This window comes from Mesorhizobium sp. KR9-304 (assembly GCF_040049215.1).
GTDB lineage: Bacteria > Pseudomonadota > Alphaproteobacteria > Rhizobiales > Rhizobiaceae > Mesorhizobium_K.
In genome coordinates, this window is sequence record NZ_JBDZDN010000001.1 from 480,424 (window position 1) to 497,523 (window position 17,100).

16 protein-coding genes are annotated in these 17,100 nt (G+C 65.3%); 1 reads left to right on the forward strand and 15 read right to left on the reverse strand.

The window, feature by feature from the left end; genetic code table 11:
* Nucleotide 1: 1 nt before the first annotated feature.
* The 7 genes from ABLE71_RS02345 to atzF all read right to left on the reverse strand — a co-directional run bounded on the left by ABLE71_RS02345 (nt 2) and on the right by atzF (nt 8,576).
* Nucleotides 2–1,546, reverse strand: coding sequence for an ABC transporter ATP-binding protein (locus tag ABLE71_RS02345; RefSeq protein WP_348781762.1), 1,545 nt, complete (start codon nt 1,544–1,546; stop codon nt 2–4).
* Nucleotides 1,543–2,265 carry an isochorismatase family cysteine hydrolase gene (locus ABLE71_RS02350; protein ID WP_348781763.1) on the reverse strand — a complete coding sequence of 241 codons (723 nt, stop codon included), beginning with the start codon at nt 2,263–2,265 and terminating at the stop codon, nt 1,543–1,545. Before ABLE71_RS02350 ends, ABLE71_RS02345 begins: the two co-directional genes overlap by 4 nt.
* A gap of 19 nt (nt 2,266–2,284) precedes the next feature.
* Nucleotides 2,285–3,205 (reverse strand): ABC transporter permease, encoded by a 921-nt coding sequence (locus tag ABLE71_RS02355; RefSeq protein WP_348781764.1) that lies wholly within the window; start codon nt 3,203–3,205, stop codon nt 2,285–2,287.
* A gap of 1 nt (nt 3,206) precedes the next feature.
* The gene (locus tag ABLE71_RS02360) at nt 3,207–4,313 is read right to left on the reverse strand and encodes an ABC transporter permease (RefSeq protein WP_348781765.1); all 1,107 of its coding nucleotides are present in this window, start codon (nt 4,311–4,313) and stop codon (nt 3,207–3,209) included.
* 126 nt (nt 4,314–4,439) lie between these two features.
* Entirely contained in the window at nt 4,440–5,543 is a 1,104-nt protein-coding gene (locus tag ABLE71_RS02365; RefSeq protein ID WP_348781766.1) for a BMP family ABC transporter substrate-binding protein, read from the reverse strand.
* A gap of 233 nt (nt 5,544–5,776) precedes the next feature.
* Complete coding sequence (locus tag ABLE71_RS02370; RefSeq protein ID WP_348781767.1) at nt 5,777–6,766, reverse strand: 2-oxoglutarate and iron-dependent oxygenase domain-containing protein; 990 nt, start codon at nt 6,764–6,766, stop codon at nt 5,777–5,779.
* On the reverse strand, nt 6,756–8,576 hold the full coding sequence (atzF, locus tag ABLE71_RS02375) for an allophanate hydrolase (RefSeq protein ID WP_348781768.1): 1,821 nt from the start codon (nt 8,574–8,576) through the stop codon (nt 6,756–6,758). Before atzF ends, ABLE71_RS02370 begins: the two co-directional genes overlap by 11 nt.
* 131 nt (nt 8,577–8,707) lie before the next feature.
* Here atzF and ABLE71_RS02380 point away from each other — a divergent pair, with 131 nt between their 5' ends.
* Nucleotides 8,708–9,604, forward strand: a complete 897-nt coding sequence (locus ABLE71_RS02380; RefSeq protein ID WP_348781769.1) for a LysR family transcriptional regulator — start codon at nt 8,708–8,710, stop codon at nt 9,602–9,604.
* Between the two features lie 16 nt (nt 9,605–9,620).
* Here the strand turns inward: ABLE71_RS02380 and ABLE71_RS02385 are convergent, their stop codons facing one another.
* From ABLE71_RS02385 to ABLE71_RS02420, 8 genes are read right to left on the reverse strand one after another with little or no spacing between them, the layout of a single operon-like run.
* Nucleotides 9,621–10,559 carry a carbohydrate kinase family protein gene (locus tag ABLE71_RS02385; protein ID WP_348781770.1) on the reverse strand — a complete coding sequence of 313 codons (939 nt, stop codon included), beginning with the start codon at nt 10,557–10,559 and terminating at the stop codon, nt 9,621–9,623.
* The gene (locus ABLE71_RS02390; RefSeq protein ID WP_348781771.1) at nt 10,556–11,053 is read right to left on the reverse strand and encodes an ureidoglycolate lyase; all 498 of its coding nucleotides are present in this window, start codon (nt 11,051–11,053) and stop codon (nt 10,556–10,558) included. Before ABLE71_RS02390 ends, ABLE71_RS02385 begins: the two co-directional genes overlap by 4 nt.
* Entirely contained in the window at nt 11,050–11,799 is a 750-nt protein-coding gene (locus tag ABLE71_RS02395) for a BtpA/SgcQ family protein (protein WP_348781772.1), read from the reverse strand. The genes ABLE71_RS02390 and ABLE71_RS02395 overlap by 4 nt, the downstream gene beginning before the upstream one ends.
* 53 nt (nt 11,800–11,852) lie before the next feature.
* Nucleotides 11,853–13,235: an aminopeptidase P family N-terminal domain-containing protein gene (locus tag ABLE71_RS02400; protein WP_348781773.1), complete on the reverse strand. Its 1,383-nt coding sequence runs from the start codon at nt 13,233–13,235 to the stop codon at nt 11,853–11,855.
* 48 nt (nt 13,236–13,283) lie between these two features.
* On the reverse strand, nt 13,284–14,333 hold the full coding sequence (locus tag ABLE71_RS02405) for an ABC transporter ATP-binding protein (RefSeq protein ID WP_348781774.1): 1,050 nt from the start codon (nt 14,331–14,333) through the stop codon (nt 13,284–13,286).
* Nucleotide 14,334: 1 nt separating this feature from the next.
* Entirely contained in the window at nt 14,335–15,351 is a 1,017-nt protein-coding gene (locus ABLE71_RS02410; protein WP_348781775.1) for an arginine deiminase family protein, read from the reverse strand.
* 37 nt (nt 15,352–15,388) lie between these two features.
* Nucleotides 15,389–16,192, reverse strand: a complete 804-nt coding sequence (locus ABLE71_RS02415) for an ABC transporter permease (RefSeq protein ID WP_348781776.1) — start codon at nt 16,190–16,192, stop codon at nt 15,389–15,391.
* On the reverse strand, nt 16,189–17,031 hold the full coding sequence (locus ABLE71_RS02420) for an ABC transporter permease (protein WP_348781777.1): 843 nt from the start codon (nt 17,029–17,031) through the stop codon (nt 16,189–16,191). The genes ABLE71_RS02415 and ABLE71_RS02420 overlap by 4 nt, the downstream gene beginning before the upstream one ends.
* Between the last annotated feature and the right edge of the window lie 69 nt (nt 17,032–17,100).

Sequence of the window (17,100 nt, forward strand, 5' to 3'; positions counted from 1 at the left end):
GTCAGTGCCCCGCCATATGCTGGCCGATCGTGTTGCGATCGGTGTCCTCGATAGGCGACACGTAGCTGATCGTGCCCCCCGACATCACCGCCACCCGGTCGGAAAGCTCAAGGATTTCATCGAGATCCTCGCTGACGAGCAGCACCGCCGCACCGCGGTTGCGCTGCTCCATGATCTGGCTGCGGATCTCGGCGACGGAAGCGAAGTCGAGGCCGAAGCACGGGTTGGCGACGATCAGCACGTCGACATCGCCGGACAACTCGCGTGCCAGCACGGCGCGCTGCACGTTGCCGCCGGACAGCGCCTCGATCGGCGAATCCGCCGAGGTGGTCTTGACGCGGTAGCGCTCGATCAGTTCGTCGGCCTTCCTGCGCATCGGCCCCGGCGACAGCCACCAGCCGAGGCTGGTCATCGGCGGCTTGTCGAAGGAGCGGAAAGCCATGTTCTCGGCCACGCTCATGCGCGGCACAGTGGCGTTCTTCAGCGGCTCCTCGGGCAGGCCGAACACCTTGAAGCGGTCGAAATCGCCGCGTTTGGGCTCGAACGGCTTGCCGTGGATGAAGATGCCGCCGTCGGTAAGCGGCTTCTGGCCGGCCAGCACCTCGACCAGCGCGCTCTGGCCGTTGCCGGAGACGCCGGCGATGCCGACGATCTCGCCCGACTTGACCTTCAGGTTGACCGCGTTGATGACCGGCCTACCCTCACCATCCACGGCGCAGAGACCGGCGAGGTCGAGCACGGCCTTCATATCGTTGTGCTTGCGGCGCTCGGCGCGCTCGCGGATCTCCGTGTCGCCGATCATCATGCGGCTCATCTCGGCGACGCTCGCTTCCTGCGCGTCGCCTGAGCCGGTCAGCCGGCCGCGCCGGAGCACGGTGAAGCTGTCGCAGAACGCTTTCACTTCGCGGAACTTGTGGCTGATCATCAGCACCGTGACCTCGCCGCGCTTCGCCATCTCGCCTAGCAGGCCGAGCACCTCGTCGGCCTCGCCCGGCGTCAGCACCGAGGTCGGTTCGTCGAGGATCAGGAAACGCTGCTCCAGATAGAGCAGCTTCAGGATCTCGAGCTTCTGCTTTTCGCCGGCAGATAGCGACGACACCTGCTCGCTTAGCCGCACGCGGAAAGGCATGCGGTCCATGAAGGCTTCGAGCCGTGGCTTTTCAGCCTTCCAGTCGATGATTGCCGGCGCGTCGGCGCGGGAGATCACGAGGTTCTCGGCCGCCGTCAGGCAGGGCACCAGCGTGAACTGCTGGTAGACCATCCCGATGCCAAGGTCGCGCGCATCGCGCGGGCTCTTCACCTGCACCTCCTCCCCGTCGAGCAGGACCGAGCCGCGGTCGGCCGTGTAGAAACCCATGATACATTTGACGAGCGTCGACTTGCCGGCTCCGTTCTCGCCCAGCAGCGCGTGAAACGAGCCGGACTTGACCTTGATCGATACATCGTCGAGCGCTACGAGCGGGCCGAATATCTTGGTCATGCCGGCCGTTTCGAGCGATGGCGCGCGCACCGGCAGGCCGGTCACGTTCTGCGGAATAAGGTTCATGGCAGCGCCTCCAGGAAGGTGGCCGACGAGGCCACCGCGCCGAACACGCCGCCCTGCATCTTGATCATGTCGATGGCTGCGAGATGGTTCTCGACCTTGGTCGCGGCGCAGCAGTCCTCCAGCAGCAGGCATTCGTAGCCGCGGTCATTGGCGTCGCGCATGGTTGTGTGCACGCAGACATCCGTGGTGACCCCGGTCAGCACGATATTGCGGATGCGTCGGGTCTGCAGCACGAGTTCGAGGTCGGTGGCGATGAACGACCCCTTGCCGGGCTTGTCGATGATCGCCTCTCCGGGCTCCGGCTGGAGTTCGGGAATGATCTCCCAGCCCGGCTCGCCGCGCACCAGGATGCGGCCGCACGGCCCCTGGTCGCCAATGCCGGCGCCGATGCGCTGCGAGCGCCAGCGCTTGTTGGCCGGCAGATCCGAGAGGTCGGGCTTGTGGCCTTCGCGGGTGTGGATGATCGGATAGCCCTTGGCGCGCATGGCCGAAAGCACGGACTGGATCGGCCCGATCGGGGCGCGGGTCAAGGAGATGTCGTAACCCATGGAGTCGACATAACCGCCCGGCGCGCAGAAATCGGTCTGCATGTCGATGACGACTAGGCAGGTGTTGTGCGGGCCAAAATCGCCGTCGAAAGGCCAGGGATAGGGATCCGACTCCACCGTCACGGCATTCGCCACAAGGGCGGCCTCGATGCGTTCATCGACGAGTGTCATTTGCAACCTCATGGCCACCTCACTTGACGATCGAGAGTTCGCCTGGCGCATCGCGCGCGGCGCTCTTGGAGCGGGCCGAGGCGATCATGATGAAAAGCGTCAGGATGTAGGGCGCGGCGTTGAAGAAGTAGTAGCCCTGGCTGACGCCGATCGACTGCAGCGACGGCCCGAGCGCGCCGGCCGCACCGAAGAGCAGCGCCGCGAGCACGCAACGCAGCGGATCCCAGCGCGCGAAGATGACCAGCGCCACCGCCATCAGACCCTGGCCCGACGAAAGACCCTCGTTCCAGCTTCCGGGATAGAACAGCGACAGAAAGGCGCCGCCGATCCCGGCAAGGAAGCCGCCGGCGGCGGTCGCCAGCAACCTCACCAGATCGACCGAGACGCCCATGGCGCGGGCAGACGCCGCGCTGTCGCCGGTCATGCGCACGATCAGGCCCCAGCGCGTGTTGGCGAGCGCCCACCACAGGAACAGCGCGAGCGCGATGCCGACGAAGAACAGCGGATTGACCCGGAGGGCCTGCGCGATCGACGGATCCGACGACCAACCGCCGAGCGGAATCGCTTCGAGGCGTGGCGCGGTCGGCTGGATGTATGGCTTGCCGAAGAAGAAGGCGAGCCCGGTGCCGAAGCTCATGAAGGCGATGCCGACGGCGATGTCGTTCACCTTGGGCAGCTTGCAGATGTAGCCGTGCATGGCGCCGAGCACGAGCCCGGCAAGGCCTGCCATCAGCACGCCGATCCATGGACTGCCGGTCGTGTAGGAGCCGGCATAGGCGACCATAGCGCCGAGCACGAGATTGCCCTCCAGCCCGAGATTGATGCGGCCGGATTTCTCGGTCAGGCACTCGCCGAGCGCCACGAACATGAAGGGTGTCGACACGCGGATGGCGCCTCCGATCATGGCAATGAGCACGATGAAGATGTCGGACTGGCTCATGTCATCGTCCTCCGTCACGCTTCGGCTGCAGGAAGGGAATGCGGCCGTAGAAGGTCTCGCTGACCAGAAGCACCACGAAGATGATGCCCTGCAGCACCAGCACGGTGGCATCGGGCATCGCCATGCGGCGCTGGACCAGGCCACCGGCGGCATCGAGCGCGCCAAACAGAATCGCAACCGGAATGACGGCCAGCGGATTCTGGCGCGCGAGGAAGGCGACCAGTATGCCGGTGAAGCCGTAACCCGCGACCAGCGATGCGTTGGCCTGGCCGTGGATGGCGGCAACCTCGTAGAAGCCGGCGAGCCCGGCGCAGGCGCCCGCAATGGCGCAGCACGAGACCACCAGAATGCCGACCGGCAGGCCTTGAGCCTGCGCCGCGCGGACATTGCCGCCGGTCATGCGCGCCGCGAAGCCGAAGGTGGTGCGCGACATCAGGATGTAGAGGACCACGGCGAGCACGATGCCTGCGGCAAGGCCCCAGTGCACCGACGTGCCCGGGATCTGTCCGACGCGGTAAGCGTCGCCGATCGGCATGGTCGACGGCTTGTTCGCCGAGGCAGGGTCGCGCAAGGCGCCCTCGACGAAGAAGTTCATGATGGCGATGGCGATGTAGGAGAGGAGCAGCGACGAGATCGTCTCGTTGACGCCGCGATAGTGTCTCAGCCACCCGGCGAGCCCGATCCAGAACGCGCCCACCGCCATCGCCGCCAGCGCCATGATCGGCAGGCCGATGATCGGCGTCCAGCCGCCGCCGACCAGCGGAATGGCGACCGCGGCGGCGGAGAAGCCGCCGAGCACAAGCGCGCCTTCCGCGCCGATCAGGGTGAGGCCGATGCGGGCGGGGATGGCGAACGCAAGCCCGGTGAGGATGAGGGGTGCTGCGCGCTGCAGCGTGTTCTGGACGGAGAAGGACGATCCGAACCCGCCGGTCCAGATCAGGCCGAAGAAGGTTGCCGGCGACTTGCCGAGCACAAGCAGGAAGATCGCGAAAATGACCGCTGATGCAAGCAGCGCGCCCACCGGAATCAGGACAGCTTCGATCATGCGGATTGTGCGCGGGCTGAAGCCCGCGCGCTCGATCGAAGGGGAGGCTACGATGACGGTCATTGCCCACTCCCTTCGCCGGGTTTCAAGCCTCTCATGCTGCTCATGCCCAACCCCTTTGCTGCCACTAACGCCGAGTAACGCCGGGCGATGCGATGGGCGGCGGCCGGATCGCCGCCGCCCAAAAGCTCAAGTCGTTGAACCCTGGACGCCTTCCAGCAGGTAGCTCATGCCGTCGAGAACCGGGTCGTAATTGTCCATCGAACCCTCGATGACGACCTTGCCCGTGTTGTCCTTGAGCGGGCCGACATAGATGGGCTTGCCAGCCTTCAGCCCCTCGATAGCGGCATCGGCCGCCTTGATGGCCTCGGGCGTCGCGCCGGCGCCGTAAGGCGTGTTGCGGATCATGTCGTTGTGGTAGCCGCCGGCGATGAAGTTCGGCAGCGCCTCGCCCTTGGCCAGCGCATCGGCGTAAATCTTGTAGATCGTCTCCCACTTGTATTCCGCACCGGTTATGAAGCCTTTCGGCGCCAGCGGCGCCTGGCTGGCGTTGTGGCCGCAGCTCTTCACGCCGCGCGCCTCGGCGGTTTCGATCACCACCTTAGGCCCGTCGACATGGCAGGTAATGATGTCGCAACCGGCGTCGATCAGGGCGTTGGATGCCTCCGCCTCGCGCACCGGCATCGACCATTCGCCGGTGAAGATCACCTGGACGGTCGCGTTCGGATTGACGCTCCTGGCGCCAAGCAGGACGGAGTTGACGTTGGACAGCACCGAGGGGATCGGCTTGGCGGCGACGAAGCCGATCTTGTTCGACGTTGTCGACAGGCCGGCGGCGACGCCATCCACGTAATGAGCCTGGTTGAGGTAGCAGAAATAGCTGCCGGCGTTGGCCGGGTCGCCCTCCTTCCACAGCGGAGCCGCGTGGCGGAACTGCACGTTCGGATATTTCTTGGCCGCCTCGACGACGAAGGGGCTGTAATAGCCGAAGGAGGTCGCAAGGATCAGGTTCGCCTGGTCGAGGTTGATCATCGACTCCATCGACTGCGTGACCGCGTCGGTCTCGGGCACGTTCTCCTCTTCGATGACGGTCACGCCCGGCACCTGCTTGAGGATGTCCATGGCCACCGCATGGGCTTGGTTCCAGCCGAAATCGTCGCGCGGTCCGACATAGACGGCTCCGAGTACAATAGGGGTCTGTGCCCGCGCCAGGCCGAAGGGCAGAGCGGAGGCGGCGATGCCGGCGGCGCCGGCCTTGAGAAGCGAACGTCTGGTCAGTGACGATGTGAACATGGGAGGCTCCAGCGGCTAGGTTGCGTTCCGGATTGCCTGGACCGGCAGCCGGTCTGTCTTCCGGGAAGAGGCAAAGCCCGTGCCATTTCCCGTATGGGGAGAAACTTGCGAGGTAACGTCCTGTTAATCTTGGGATTCAGGGCAGGCATGCTCCCGAGGCCCGCCGGCTGCGCCGTCACGGCAGCCCGGCAAATGGGCAGAGAGGCATAGGAAAAGCGCGGCTTCGACATGCCCTAACCCGCTTTCGCTTGCGCGCATGGCGCTTCGCCAAGGCCAGACTTCTCGTAGGTCGGCGACAGGCGGCTCGCCAGGAACGCGTCGCCGCGGATCGGCGCATAGCGCGCGGGACGCGCCGCGGTCGCGCAGTTGGGCAGGCAGGCGATGTCGGCGTCCGGATTGGGATCGAGGAAGAAGGCAATCGAATACCGCTCGCGGCCGCTGGGGCTGACCACGCGGTGCGGCGTTGAGACATAGATGTCGTTGGTCCAGCGCATCAGGCAGTCGCCGATGTTGCATACGAAGGCGCCGGGCACATGCGGCGCCTTCAACCATTCGCCGGCGCGGGTGCGCACCTCAAGCCCGCCAACGCCGTCGGTCGCCAGCAGCGTGACGCAGCCATAGTCGGTGTGCTCGCCGGCGCCGAGTTGGCCGACCTCGGTGCGTCCCGGCGCCGGTGGATAGTGCAGCAGGCGCAGCACCGCCATCGGCCGGTCGATCTTGTCTTCGAAGAAGTCCGGCGCGAGACCAAGGTCGACGGCGAAGGCCCGGTGCAGCAGTCTGCCGAGCCCTTGGCAAGCGTCGAAATAGGCGAGCATCGTGTCGCGAAAGCCGGCCATCTTCGGCCACAGGTTGTTCGCCCGGAACATTTGGCCGGCAAGCAGGTCCGGGTCGTCCGACGGCAGTTCCAATCCGATGTTGAAGGCTTCCTTGAGATCGGCCGGGCGGGTCGGATCGAGCGCCTCACCCTTCATCGGCACATAGCCGCGGTTGCCCTCCGCCGTATAAAGCACCGATCGCTTGAAAACCTCGTCGCGATCGAAGAATGTGGCCGACATGGCGAAGGCCTTGCTCACGAGCGACGGCGGAACCGAGTGTCCGGCGACGTAGAAGAAGCCGATGTCGCGGCAGGCGGCGCCGATTCGGGCGGCGACGCCAGCCGTCTCGCGCGCTTCGCCCGTGGCAAGAGGGGAGACGTCGATGAGCGGGATATCGCTAGACGACACGGGCGACGGCCTCCGCTTCCACGCTCTGGCTCACATGATCGAGATATGCCCGCCAGCCGCCGAAACCGGTGATGTCGGTGCCGCCTGACAAGCCCTGGCTCTCGCAGAGAAAGCCCTTCACCAGCGTACCGTCCCGGAGAGCGACGGTGCCGATGCAGAGCGGCGCAGGCACGCCGGCAATGAACTCGCCGAAACGCTCCTTGGGCAGCGCCCAGACTTCCAGTTCAATTGCGTCTCCTCCGACCGACCGCCGCACAAGGCCTGGCCGGAACGGCGGGCCGCCTGCCAGCGCGTGGAGTCCGTAGATGGGAGCGGTCTGGCTGGCGCGCAGGAAACGCGCACCGCAGCCGGTCAGCTCGCCGTTGAGGGGCAGGCCGGACATGTGCGCACCGCAGACCGCTAGCGCGATCTCGTCCGGACCAGGATCGGCAATAAAAAGCGGCGCGGGCGGACGGGGCCAGTCCGTCGCGCCGAGTCGACCCGCTTCGACGGAAGCGCCAAGCGCGGCACAGAGCCCATCGCGGCCGGTGGCCGCCAGGAAGGTGACACTGCCCGGCCAACCATCGGCGCGCGCCCCCGTAGGCACCGCGATGCCGCACATGTCGAGCAGATTGACGAAGTTGGTGTAGGTGCCGAGCCGCGCGTTCGGTCCGATCGGATCGGCGGCAATGTCCGCCATCGTGACGACGGTCGGGACAGTCGGCACGCAGAGCGCTTCGACCGAGGCGAGCGACTCCTCACAGACGCGGCTGAGTTCCTTCAGCCGGTAGATCCCCTTGAAGGTATCGACGGCAGTGAGCTTCAGGCCGGCCTCCAGGATAGCGCGTGTGGTCTGGTGCAGCGTCTCGGGAGCCTCGGTCAGCCGCGGGCCGACGGCGGCGACCCGCTCGGCGACCCATGCGCCTTCGTAGAGCATGCGCGCCACGGCGTAGAAAGGCTCGAAATCCATCTCGACGATCGTTGCACCTGTGGCCCGCAGCCGGTCGAGGGTGACGCGGAAATGGTCCGTCTGGGCGGCGTCGCCGAAAGTCTGAAGCGTGGCGGCGTGGGGAATACCAATGCGCAAGGCGGGCGGCAGCGAAGCAAGGCGCGGCTTCGGCAGCTTGCGCGAATATGCGTCGGCGGGATCGTATCCGGCAGCGGTTTCGAAAACCTCCCACGCGTCGGCGACCGTCATCGCGAAGATGGAGATCGTGTCCAACGTTCGGCAGGCCGGCACCATGCCGGCGGCTGAAAGCGCACCAAGCGTGGGCTTCAGCCCGACGATGCCGTTGAGCGCGGCCGGCACGCGGCCGGAGCCGGCCGTGTCGGTGCCGAGCGCAAAGGCGGCAAAGCCGTGCGCCACTGCGAGCGCCGAACCTGAAGAAGAGCCACCCGGGACGATCGCCGTATCGAGCGCGTTGCGCGGCACCGGATAGGGCGTGCGCACGCCGACCAGGCCGGTCGCGAACTGGTCGAGATTGGTCTTGCCGAGGCAGATCGCGCCGGCTTGCCTCAGCTTCGTAACCACGAAGGCGTCGGCCTCTGCGCCATAGGCGAAGTCCGGACAGGCGACCGTCGTGGGCATGTCGGCGACGTCGATATTGTCCTTGACCGCAAAGGGAACGCCCCAGAGCGGACGGCCGTCGGGCTCGCCGAGCGCCCTTGTTGCCGCCAGAGCCTTTTCCCGCGCGTCGTGGATGAAGATGCCGGGATCGGCGACGGCGTCGAGCCGACGGAAAGCTTCCTTCACAACGTCCGTTGGTCGCGTGCCTTGCGCATAGGCTTGTCGCAGCGAGCGGAGCGTGAAGGGAAGGTCTTCGATCGTCATGGGCGCTCTTAGGTTTCGCGTCGGATCGCATTTGAGGACGCACCGCCAGCTTGCAGCTTTTCCCGTTCGCGAAAATTGCTATGATTTCACCGATGCGGTGCAAAAAAAGCACCACCCAAAGGAACGGCGCCATGAAGCACCTGCACACTTTCCGCCTGATCGAGGCCGTGGCGCGCGCCGGGTCGATGCGCAAAGCCGCCGAGGACATGAACATCACCGCCTCGGCGCTAAACCGGCGCATCAACCGTTTCGAGGACGAGTTCGGCGCCGAATTGTTCGAACGCCTGCAGGGTGGGGTGCGGCTCAATCCAGCCGGCGAACTCCTGCTACACCACTTCCGCGCCACAGCCTCGGATCTGTTGCGCGTCCAGGGCCAGGTGGCGGATCTCTCGGGCGAGCGGCGCGGACATGTCTCGATCGCCTGTTCGCAGGCGCTGCTGCCCTATTTCCTGCCGCGCGAGATCGCGCGCTACCGCGCCGACCACCCCGGCGTCACCTTCTCGGTCAACGTGCGAGACCGCGCCCAGGCCGAGCAGGAATTGGCAGCCTATTCGAGCGACCTCGCCCTCGTCTTCGAGCCGGTCTACCTGGTGGATTTCGAAGTCGTGCACGTGGTGCCGCAGGCCGTCAACGTCGTCATGCGGGCCGACCATCCGCTGGCTCGCAAGGCGGAGCTCAGGCTGCGCGACTGCCTCGACACGGCGCATGTCGCACCATCGGCCAAATACGGCGTGCGGCACCTGCTCGACTTCGCCGCGCGGCGCGGTTCGCGGCGCGTCTCTCCTGTCGTCGAGACCGAGAGCTTCGAGCTCATCAGGCACTACGTGATGCACGAGAATGTCATCGGCTTCCAGATACCGATCGGGCTCCGGGAGCCCGCGGACAGGTCCATACTGTTCCGGCCGATCTCCGAGCGCGACCTGCCGCCGGGCAACCTCATACTCGGACAGATGCGCGGCCGCACCCTGCCCGTGGCGTCGGCACGCTTCGCCATTCAGCTTGCGTCATCGCTCGGCGCGCCGACGTGACGATGCGAAGCTTCGCTCAATGCCGCCGCGCAGCGAGAGAGGCCCGAAACGCCGCGATCTCTGCGTGGCTGGCGATGCCGCCCGCCGGTCCGCGAATGGTGACGGCGCGCGCCGATGCGGCGACCGCAAGTTCCAGCGCCTCATCCAAGCCACCGCCCTGCCCGAGCACATGGAGCAGCGCGCCGCCGAACGTGTCCCCGGCGCCGGTCACATCTTCGACGGGAACCGCATAACCGGGAACGTCGTAGCGCGTCTGGCGGTCGAAAGCCTCAGCGCCGTCGGCGGCGCGGGTCCTGATGACCGCGCCGACCTCGTTTTCTGCCATCCAGCCATCAAGGCCATCTATCGGGCGGTCGCCGAATGCCGTCGCGTATCCGACCTGGTTCAGGATAAGCACCGAAGCGCCGCGCAGATAGGGCAGATCGGTCTCGCCAAACCCGCCGACATCGAGGTCGAACACCGTTCGCCGGCCATGCGCGCGAAGGTCCTGGAGGAGAGCTGCCTGCCCCAGTTCACCATGACGCAGACGCCTGGACCGATAAAGCGTCGTGTACAGATATCCGGGCTGGCGAAGATCCCGCACCAGTTTCCCCGACAGTTCCATGGGCTGGAATCCCATGTCCACCGTCAGCACCACATGCTCGCCCTCGGCGAGGAAGATGAGGTTGCGTGATTCGGCAATTCCCTCTTGGCGCAGCATATGCCCGACCGAGACCCCGCGCTCCTCCAGTTCGGCGATCAGGCGGTCCGAAATCGGACTGAAGTTGAGCAAGGAAACGAATTCCGTCGGCGAGCCCAGCCCCGCATGGACCGAGGCTGCATTGGCTATGCTGCCGCCCACATAGCTTCCCAGGAAATCCACGAATCCCTTGTCCGCCAGGCTCGGCCAGCGCTCCGCCGCATAGTATTCGTCGAGTGAGACGTCGCCGATAAAGAAAGCCGGCGCCAGGTTCATGCGAGCGTCTCCGCCACAACCGAAACCGGTCCGCCGATCACCTCCTGCCACTCCGTTCCGGTGCGCACCGTCGCCATCCAGTAGTAAGTCGTCGGGCCGTGCAGCCCGCGACAGGCGTCGTGCCATGTGCCCGGCTTCATCACGGCGACGGTTCCGGGCGGGATCGAGAACGCGCGCAGGCCCCTGCGGTCTGGCCTGGCCTGTGGCCCCGCAGCCGCGACGACGAGAACGATCGGCCCTTCGGCGCAGAACAGGGCTTCCTGGGTGTTCGGATGACGCTCCATCTGGAACACCTCGAACGGCGTGCCGCCCGAACGGGTCATGCCAAGGCTCGCATTGGTCCCCAGCAGCGGATCGTGCGTATAGGCATCGGACCATCCGGGGCCCTCGGTATGCACGACGCCTGCCCCTTGCGGACTATCGGACTCGCGCAATCGTACAACCCTGCCGAAAGGAGCAAAAGCGTCGTCGCCGATCGGCTCGATGCGGATCATGGCTTGAGCTCCGTGCGGACTTTTCGGACCTCCTCCATCAGCTCACGGACATGCGCGACATCGACGATACCGGTATCCTTGTAGCTGTCCTTGAAATAGGAACCGACGATCGCGCCGTCCGCGATCCGCATCTGGTCGGCGGCAGTGGCCGCCGTCATGCCCGCGCCGACGATCAGCGGGTAGTCTGTTCCGACAACGTCGCGAAAGCGCAGGACCTTCGCGTTGTCGGTGCCCTGTCCAGTCGCCTCGCCCGTAACGACGAGCGCATCGGCACGCGCCATGCCGAGCCGAATATCCTCCTCCTCGCTGCGTCCTGATTTCACCGGTTGATATTTGAACCTCACGCCACCGAAGAGCAGAGCATCGGTGGCCGCCCGGCGCTCTTTGAGTTCGCTGGCGTAGTCGGCGTCCTCGTCGGGCGGGAGGTGGCCGCAAACCGAGTCGATCTGCAGGAAGGAAACGCCGAACCTTTTGACAAGCTCGAATCCGAGACGGAAATCCCGCAACAGGTTCAGCCCGACAACGACCCCGGGCGCGTCCCTCTCGAAAGCCTCCAGCACGCGGCGCACGTCGTCGGGATCGCCGAAGTAGTTTTCCACGACAACCGCATCCACACCGCCGGCGATCATATCCCGCGCCTCGACCAGGGCGCGCGACAGTCGTTCTTCCGGTGCCTGGCCGCCGAGATGCAGCATGCCGAGCACCGGTTTTCCATCGGGAAAGAGCTTTTCAAGCTTCGTCGGCATGCGGCCTCCACAAGTGTGCAAGGGGTGGGTTTCTACCGGCCCCGACTTCGTTCTCAGGCCCGCGAGATGGCGAGACCGGGGTTGAGCAGATAGGCCGGAAGCCAGCCCGCCAGATTGCTGAAGGGCAGCACCTCCGGCTTCATCCGGATGCCCAGTCCGTCGGCCATGAAGGCGCGGCGCGCCTCGATCCTGGCCCAGGCATCAGGGAAGCGCTCGGCGAATTCCGCCCTGCCCCGTTCATCCAACAAAGCGATGCCGTCCTCGATATTGGTGCTGAAATAGGCATTGCCCGGCGCCGGTATCATATCGAGCTGAATTGCCTGGCCGGAACGGAAGGATTCCGTGCTCCCGGGACGGATCGGAGAATGCATCCATTCGTCGATATGAAGCAGGTGGCCGGGATTGAGCGCCAGCTTGAAGAAATCATTGTCCAGCCGCGCGCGCATCCTTGCGTCGATTTCGCCGCCGGTGACGTCGATGCCGATCGTCTCGTACCACTCGGCGGCGGCCTCCCAATAGCGGGCGACGAAGGCGTCGGCATAGTCGCGGGCGTCGGCTGGCAGTTCATCCGCGCTCTCGACCACATATCCCGCGCGCGCCGTCAGCGACCCCTGATAGCCGAAGGCGGTGGTGAACATCGCGCCCCTCTCGATCTCCACATCGGAAGGGCTGCCGAGCCCGAAGCGCGCGCGTTCGCCCGTCGAAAGCATCGGGTGGCAGCAGAGCGGATAGCCGAGCGGCTGCATCAGGCTGGCGGCTTCGAATTCGGTCATGCCGGGCTTGAGGCCGAAGATGACGCGCTTGACCGATTCCGAGCCGTGCGTGGCGAGAAACTCGAAGCGCGCGAGTTCCTCGATCTCGATCTCCGCGCGCAGCCCGTCGACCGGATTCATCATGATGCCGGTCGCATTCGAGACCGGCCCGATGGCGGCAAGCAATGCAGCGACATAGGCCGGCAGATCAACCGCGCCATCCGCATCTATGACCTCGACGGGCAAGAAGTATTTCCAGCCCACCGCACCGATCTTGTGCCCCTTCTGGAGCCCTGCCTTTGCGAGCAGGTCCGGCAGCGGCAAGGCCTTTGTCCGGTCCTGCCCCAAGAGCCCGAACCCCGGCCACACCAGGGAGGATGCGCCAAGCAGGGAGGCGGCCGCGGGGCCGGCATTCTCCGGCCCGGTGACGATCACCGGATCCTGCCCGCGCACCGCGACCAACAGCGCTTCCTCGAAACGCGGATCGAAGCCGGTGAGCCAGGACATGTTGGCGCAGTGTTCACGGTCGGCGTAGACAACTGCCGCGTCGAGTCCCTTCTCGGTGATCCGGTCCATGAAGCGCGCGAAACGCGCCTGATAGGTCGCCGCCGCGATCTTCGGAATATGGCGCGGAACCCCGTAGTCCGGGAGCACGACGGGCTTCAGTCTGGCGGTACCGGTCACAAATTCTTCCTTTCAGTTTGCGGGCGGCTTTGTCTGGCCGCCTCTTTGCTATCGCAGCACGCCGACGGCCTCGCGTCGGGCACGGAATGTCAGGTTCTGTCCGAGCACATCCTTGGCCCGGAGGTCGGTGGAAATCAGGGCTGCGATGCTCTCCCCACCGGGAAGGCGCAGTTCCAGGCGGTTCTGCGTGCCGCCAAAGACGAAATCCTCGACCGTTGCGGAAAAGCTGATGTCGGCTTCACCGCCTGGCCCCAAATCGATGTCTCCGGGGCGCAGCCAAAGCGTCGCTGCGTCGGTGTCGCCGCCGGGATCGCGCGCCTCGGGCAGCGAGAAGCTCGCTCCGAACCCCTGCCACACGCCATTCGAACGGATTCCCCGCACGAAGTTGTTCTCGCCTAGAAATTCGGCGACGAAACGCGTCTTCGGAGATCTGAACAGCCAGGTCGGCGCACCTTCCTCGACGATCTTGCCCTTCTCGAACACGGCTATCCGGTCGGACATCGTCAACGCTTCCTGCTGGTCATGCGTAACATAGAGGAAAGTGACTCCCGTCTCCTTGTGGAGACGCCGCAGTTCCGTCTGCATCTGCTCCCTGAGCATCCGGTCGAGCGCAGACAGCGGTTCGTCGAGCAGCAGCACGCGCGGGCCGAATGCAAGCGCGCGCGCCAGCGCCACGCGCTGCTGCTGACCGCCCGAGAGCTGGCGGGGCTTGCGATCGGCGAAGCTCTCCAGCCCGACGAGCGCGAGCATCTCGTCGACGCGCGTGCGGATGCGCGCGGGCGTCCACTTCCGGATCTTGAGCGGGAAGGCGATGTTGCCGGTGACGGTCAGGTGCGGGAAAAGCGCGTAGCCCTGAAACACGAAACCGAAATTGCGATCCTCGGGCTCCCTGGCGGTAATATCCAGCCCGTCGAGCAGGATTCTGCCGGAATTGGGCTTGTTGAAACCCGCAAGCGACATCAGCAGGGTCGTCTTGCCCGACCCGGAGGGGCCAAGGAGGGAGATGAACTCCCCCTCCTCGACCGTCAGGTACACGTCATCGAGCGCCTTGAGGGGACCGTAGGCCATCGTCAGGCTGTCAACGACGAGAAAGGACATCTCAGACCTGGTCCCGAGCAAGGGGCGCAGTGGAACAGTGGATGCCGCCGCCGCCCGCTTCGACAGGCTCGTAGTCGCAGGTAATCAGTTCGACGCCGGCGTCCGCGAGGCGATCCTCGAGGCGCTTCGAGCGGCTGCCGTGCATGACGACCTTGCTCGGAGCGATGGCGAGCGAATTGAGCGAGAACGCGTTGTCCTCCGGCGGAAGCTCGATGAGCTTGATGCCGCGCTTCTGCAGGTACTCGATGAAGAACCAGGGCAGTTCGTTGAGGTTCACGATCGCCTTGTCGACGTCGACCATGTTGAAGGCGCCGTCGATATGGATGCGGAAACCCATGCCCGGCAGCGTGATCAGCTCGATGCCGTGATAGCCGAGGATCGCCTGCAACTGGCGCACACCTTCCTCGTTGCACGCCACCGACACGCAACACACAGCCGTCTTGTCGTCGATGTTGGCAAAACCGCCGCCTTCGAAGACGGCGTTGCCGGTCAGCGTGGCGACGATCGGGCAGCCGGCGCGCGCCAGCGCGCGCGTGACGGGCAGTTCTTCGCCGCGCCGGACCTTGCGGGCGAGACGCGTGACGATGGCGCCGCTTTTGATGCCGATGCAGCTGTCGCGGGTGAAGACCTGCTTCATGCGGCCCGGCGCCGCCTCGCCGACGAGGACGACGTTCACGCCTTCCTTGCGCAGGATGCCGGTGAACTGGTCGTGGGCCTTCTGCATCGCGCCCAGATCGGGCAGTTCCTTGCCGATCCAGTACCAACCCTTTTCGGGATCGCCATAGCCTCCCACTTCGGGCATCGGCTTGTCGGCGGTCACGACCTTAACCTCGTCGCCGGGACGGTGCATCAACACGGCGCGCAGCTTGCCGACATCGTTGGAGCAGCCCCAGACGCCTCCCCACACTTCCTGCTGCTCGGCAGGATCGTGGAAGGCAGGCTCGGGCACGGATCCGAACGTCTGGAAGAAGACCTTCTCCCTGTATTCGTGATCGCTCATTGCATGCGCTTGGCTCATCGGAGTTTCCTTTTCGTGGGATGAGAGAAATGAAAGCCTAGTTCGGCAGCCCCGCTCGCTTCCGGCGGCCGGAGAACAGGCTCTGTGCGATCAGCACGGCCATGGTGGCGATCAACAAAACCGAGGCGATTGCCGCGAGCGCCGGATCGATCGAATCGGTGATCGAGGTGTAGATACGCCGCGGCAGCGTCACGAAGTGCCGTGCGGTGATGAACAGCGTGACGGTGATCTCGTCCCAGGAGCTGATGAAGGCCAGGAATGCGCCGGCGGCGAGGCCCGGCGCGATGTTGGGCAGGATGACACGCCCAAACACCGTCATCGGCCTGGCGCCCAGGCTGCGCGCCGCCGTCACGATGCGGTTGTCGAGGTTCGAGAGCGAGGCGGCGATGGCCAGGAACGCCATCGGCAAGGACAGCACGACGTGGACGATCAGCACGCCCCAGAACGTGTCGAGCATCGACATCTTCGACAGCACCCGCACCACGCCGACGGCATAGATGATCGGCGGCACGATCAGCGGCGAGAGCATCAGCAGCCGCACCGAGGAGGGCCACCAGCCGGCCCGGATCCAGGCGCCCACCGCGAAAGCCGCCGCTATGGCTGTCGAGATGATCGCTGTCGCGACGGCGGCCATGACCGAGTTTCGAAAGCTGGGAACCCAGCCCCGCGCGGGATCGGCAAGCGAGGCGTAGTGTTCGAAGGACACCCCATCGACAGGAAGCGACAGATAGGTCTTGTCGGTGACGGAGACGGGGATCACCACCAGAACCGGCAGGAACAGGAAAAGCAGGAGAGCCCAGACGAGGGCCATCAGCAGGCGGTTGCGTGTATTCGCGTTCACTTTGCGCCTCCCCCGAAAGCGGCGCGCATCGCCGGGCTGCGCAAAGCGAGCGCGAGCAGCAGGCCGACGACGAGCAGAAGTGCTGCCGAAAGCGACGTGGCGAGGTCCCACCGGCCGGTATTGGAGATTTGCACAGAGATGTATTCGGCGATCATCAAAGTGCGGCCGCCGCCGAGCAATGCCGGCGTGATCAAGAAGCCGAGCGAGAATACCAGAATGAACAGCGAGGCAACCGCGATTCCGGGCAGGCTCATGGGCAGCCACACACGCAGGAACACGGTCACCGGCCCAGCGCCCAGGGAACGGGCCGCCTGGACAATGCGCCTGTCGATGTCGGTGAGGTTGGCGTAAAGGAGAAGGACGGCGAACGGAACCATGTAATGAACCATGCCGATGGTGACGCCGACGCGGTTGTAGACCAGCTGGATCGGCTCGGTGATCGCACCGATGGACATCAGACCGCTGTTAAGCAGGCCCTGCGAACGCAGTATGGTGATCCAGGCAAACGCGCGCACCAGCACGGAAACCCAGAACGGAATCGACACCATCAGGAGAGCGATCTTTCGTTGCCGGTTGCTCATGTGGATCATCCCGAAGGCGATCACATAGGCGATCACCATCGTGATGAGCGTGGTGCTTATGGAAACGGTCAATGTTGTCTGCACGACCCGCCTCACCGCGCGGCTGGTGAACAGGCGTTCGTAGTTCGCGAGCGCTCCGTTTCCCTCGGTCAGCGAGAGGGCGAGCACCTGAAGTATCGGCAGCGCATAAAGCAGTATGACCAACAGGCCCGCGGGCACGGTCAGATACAGCGCAAATCGTTCGAAGCGTGACGACATGTCCGTGCCGCTCAAGGATCAATGCAGGTTCGTGTCGCGGGGCAATCCGCCACCCCCTGCATCGGCAGG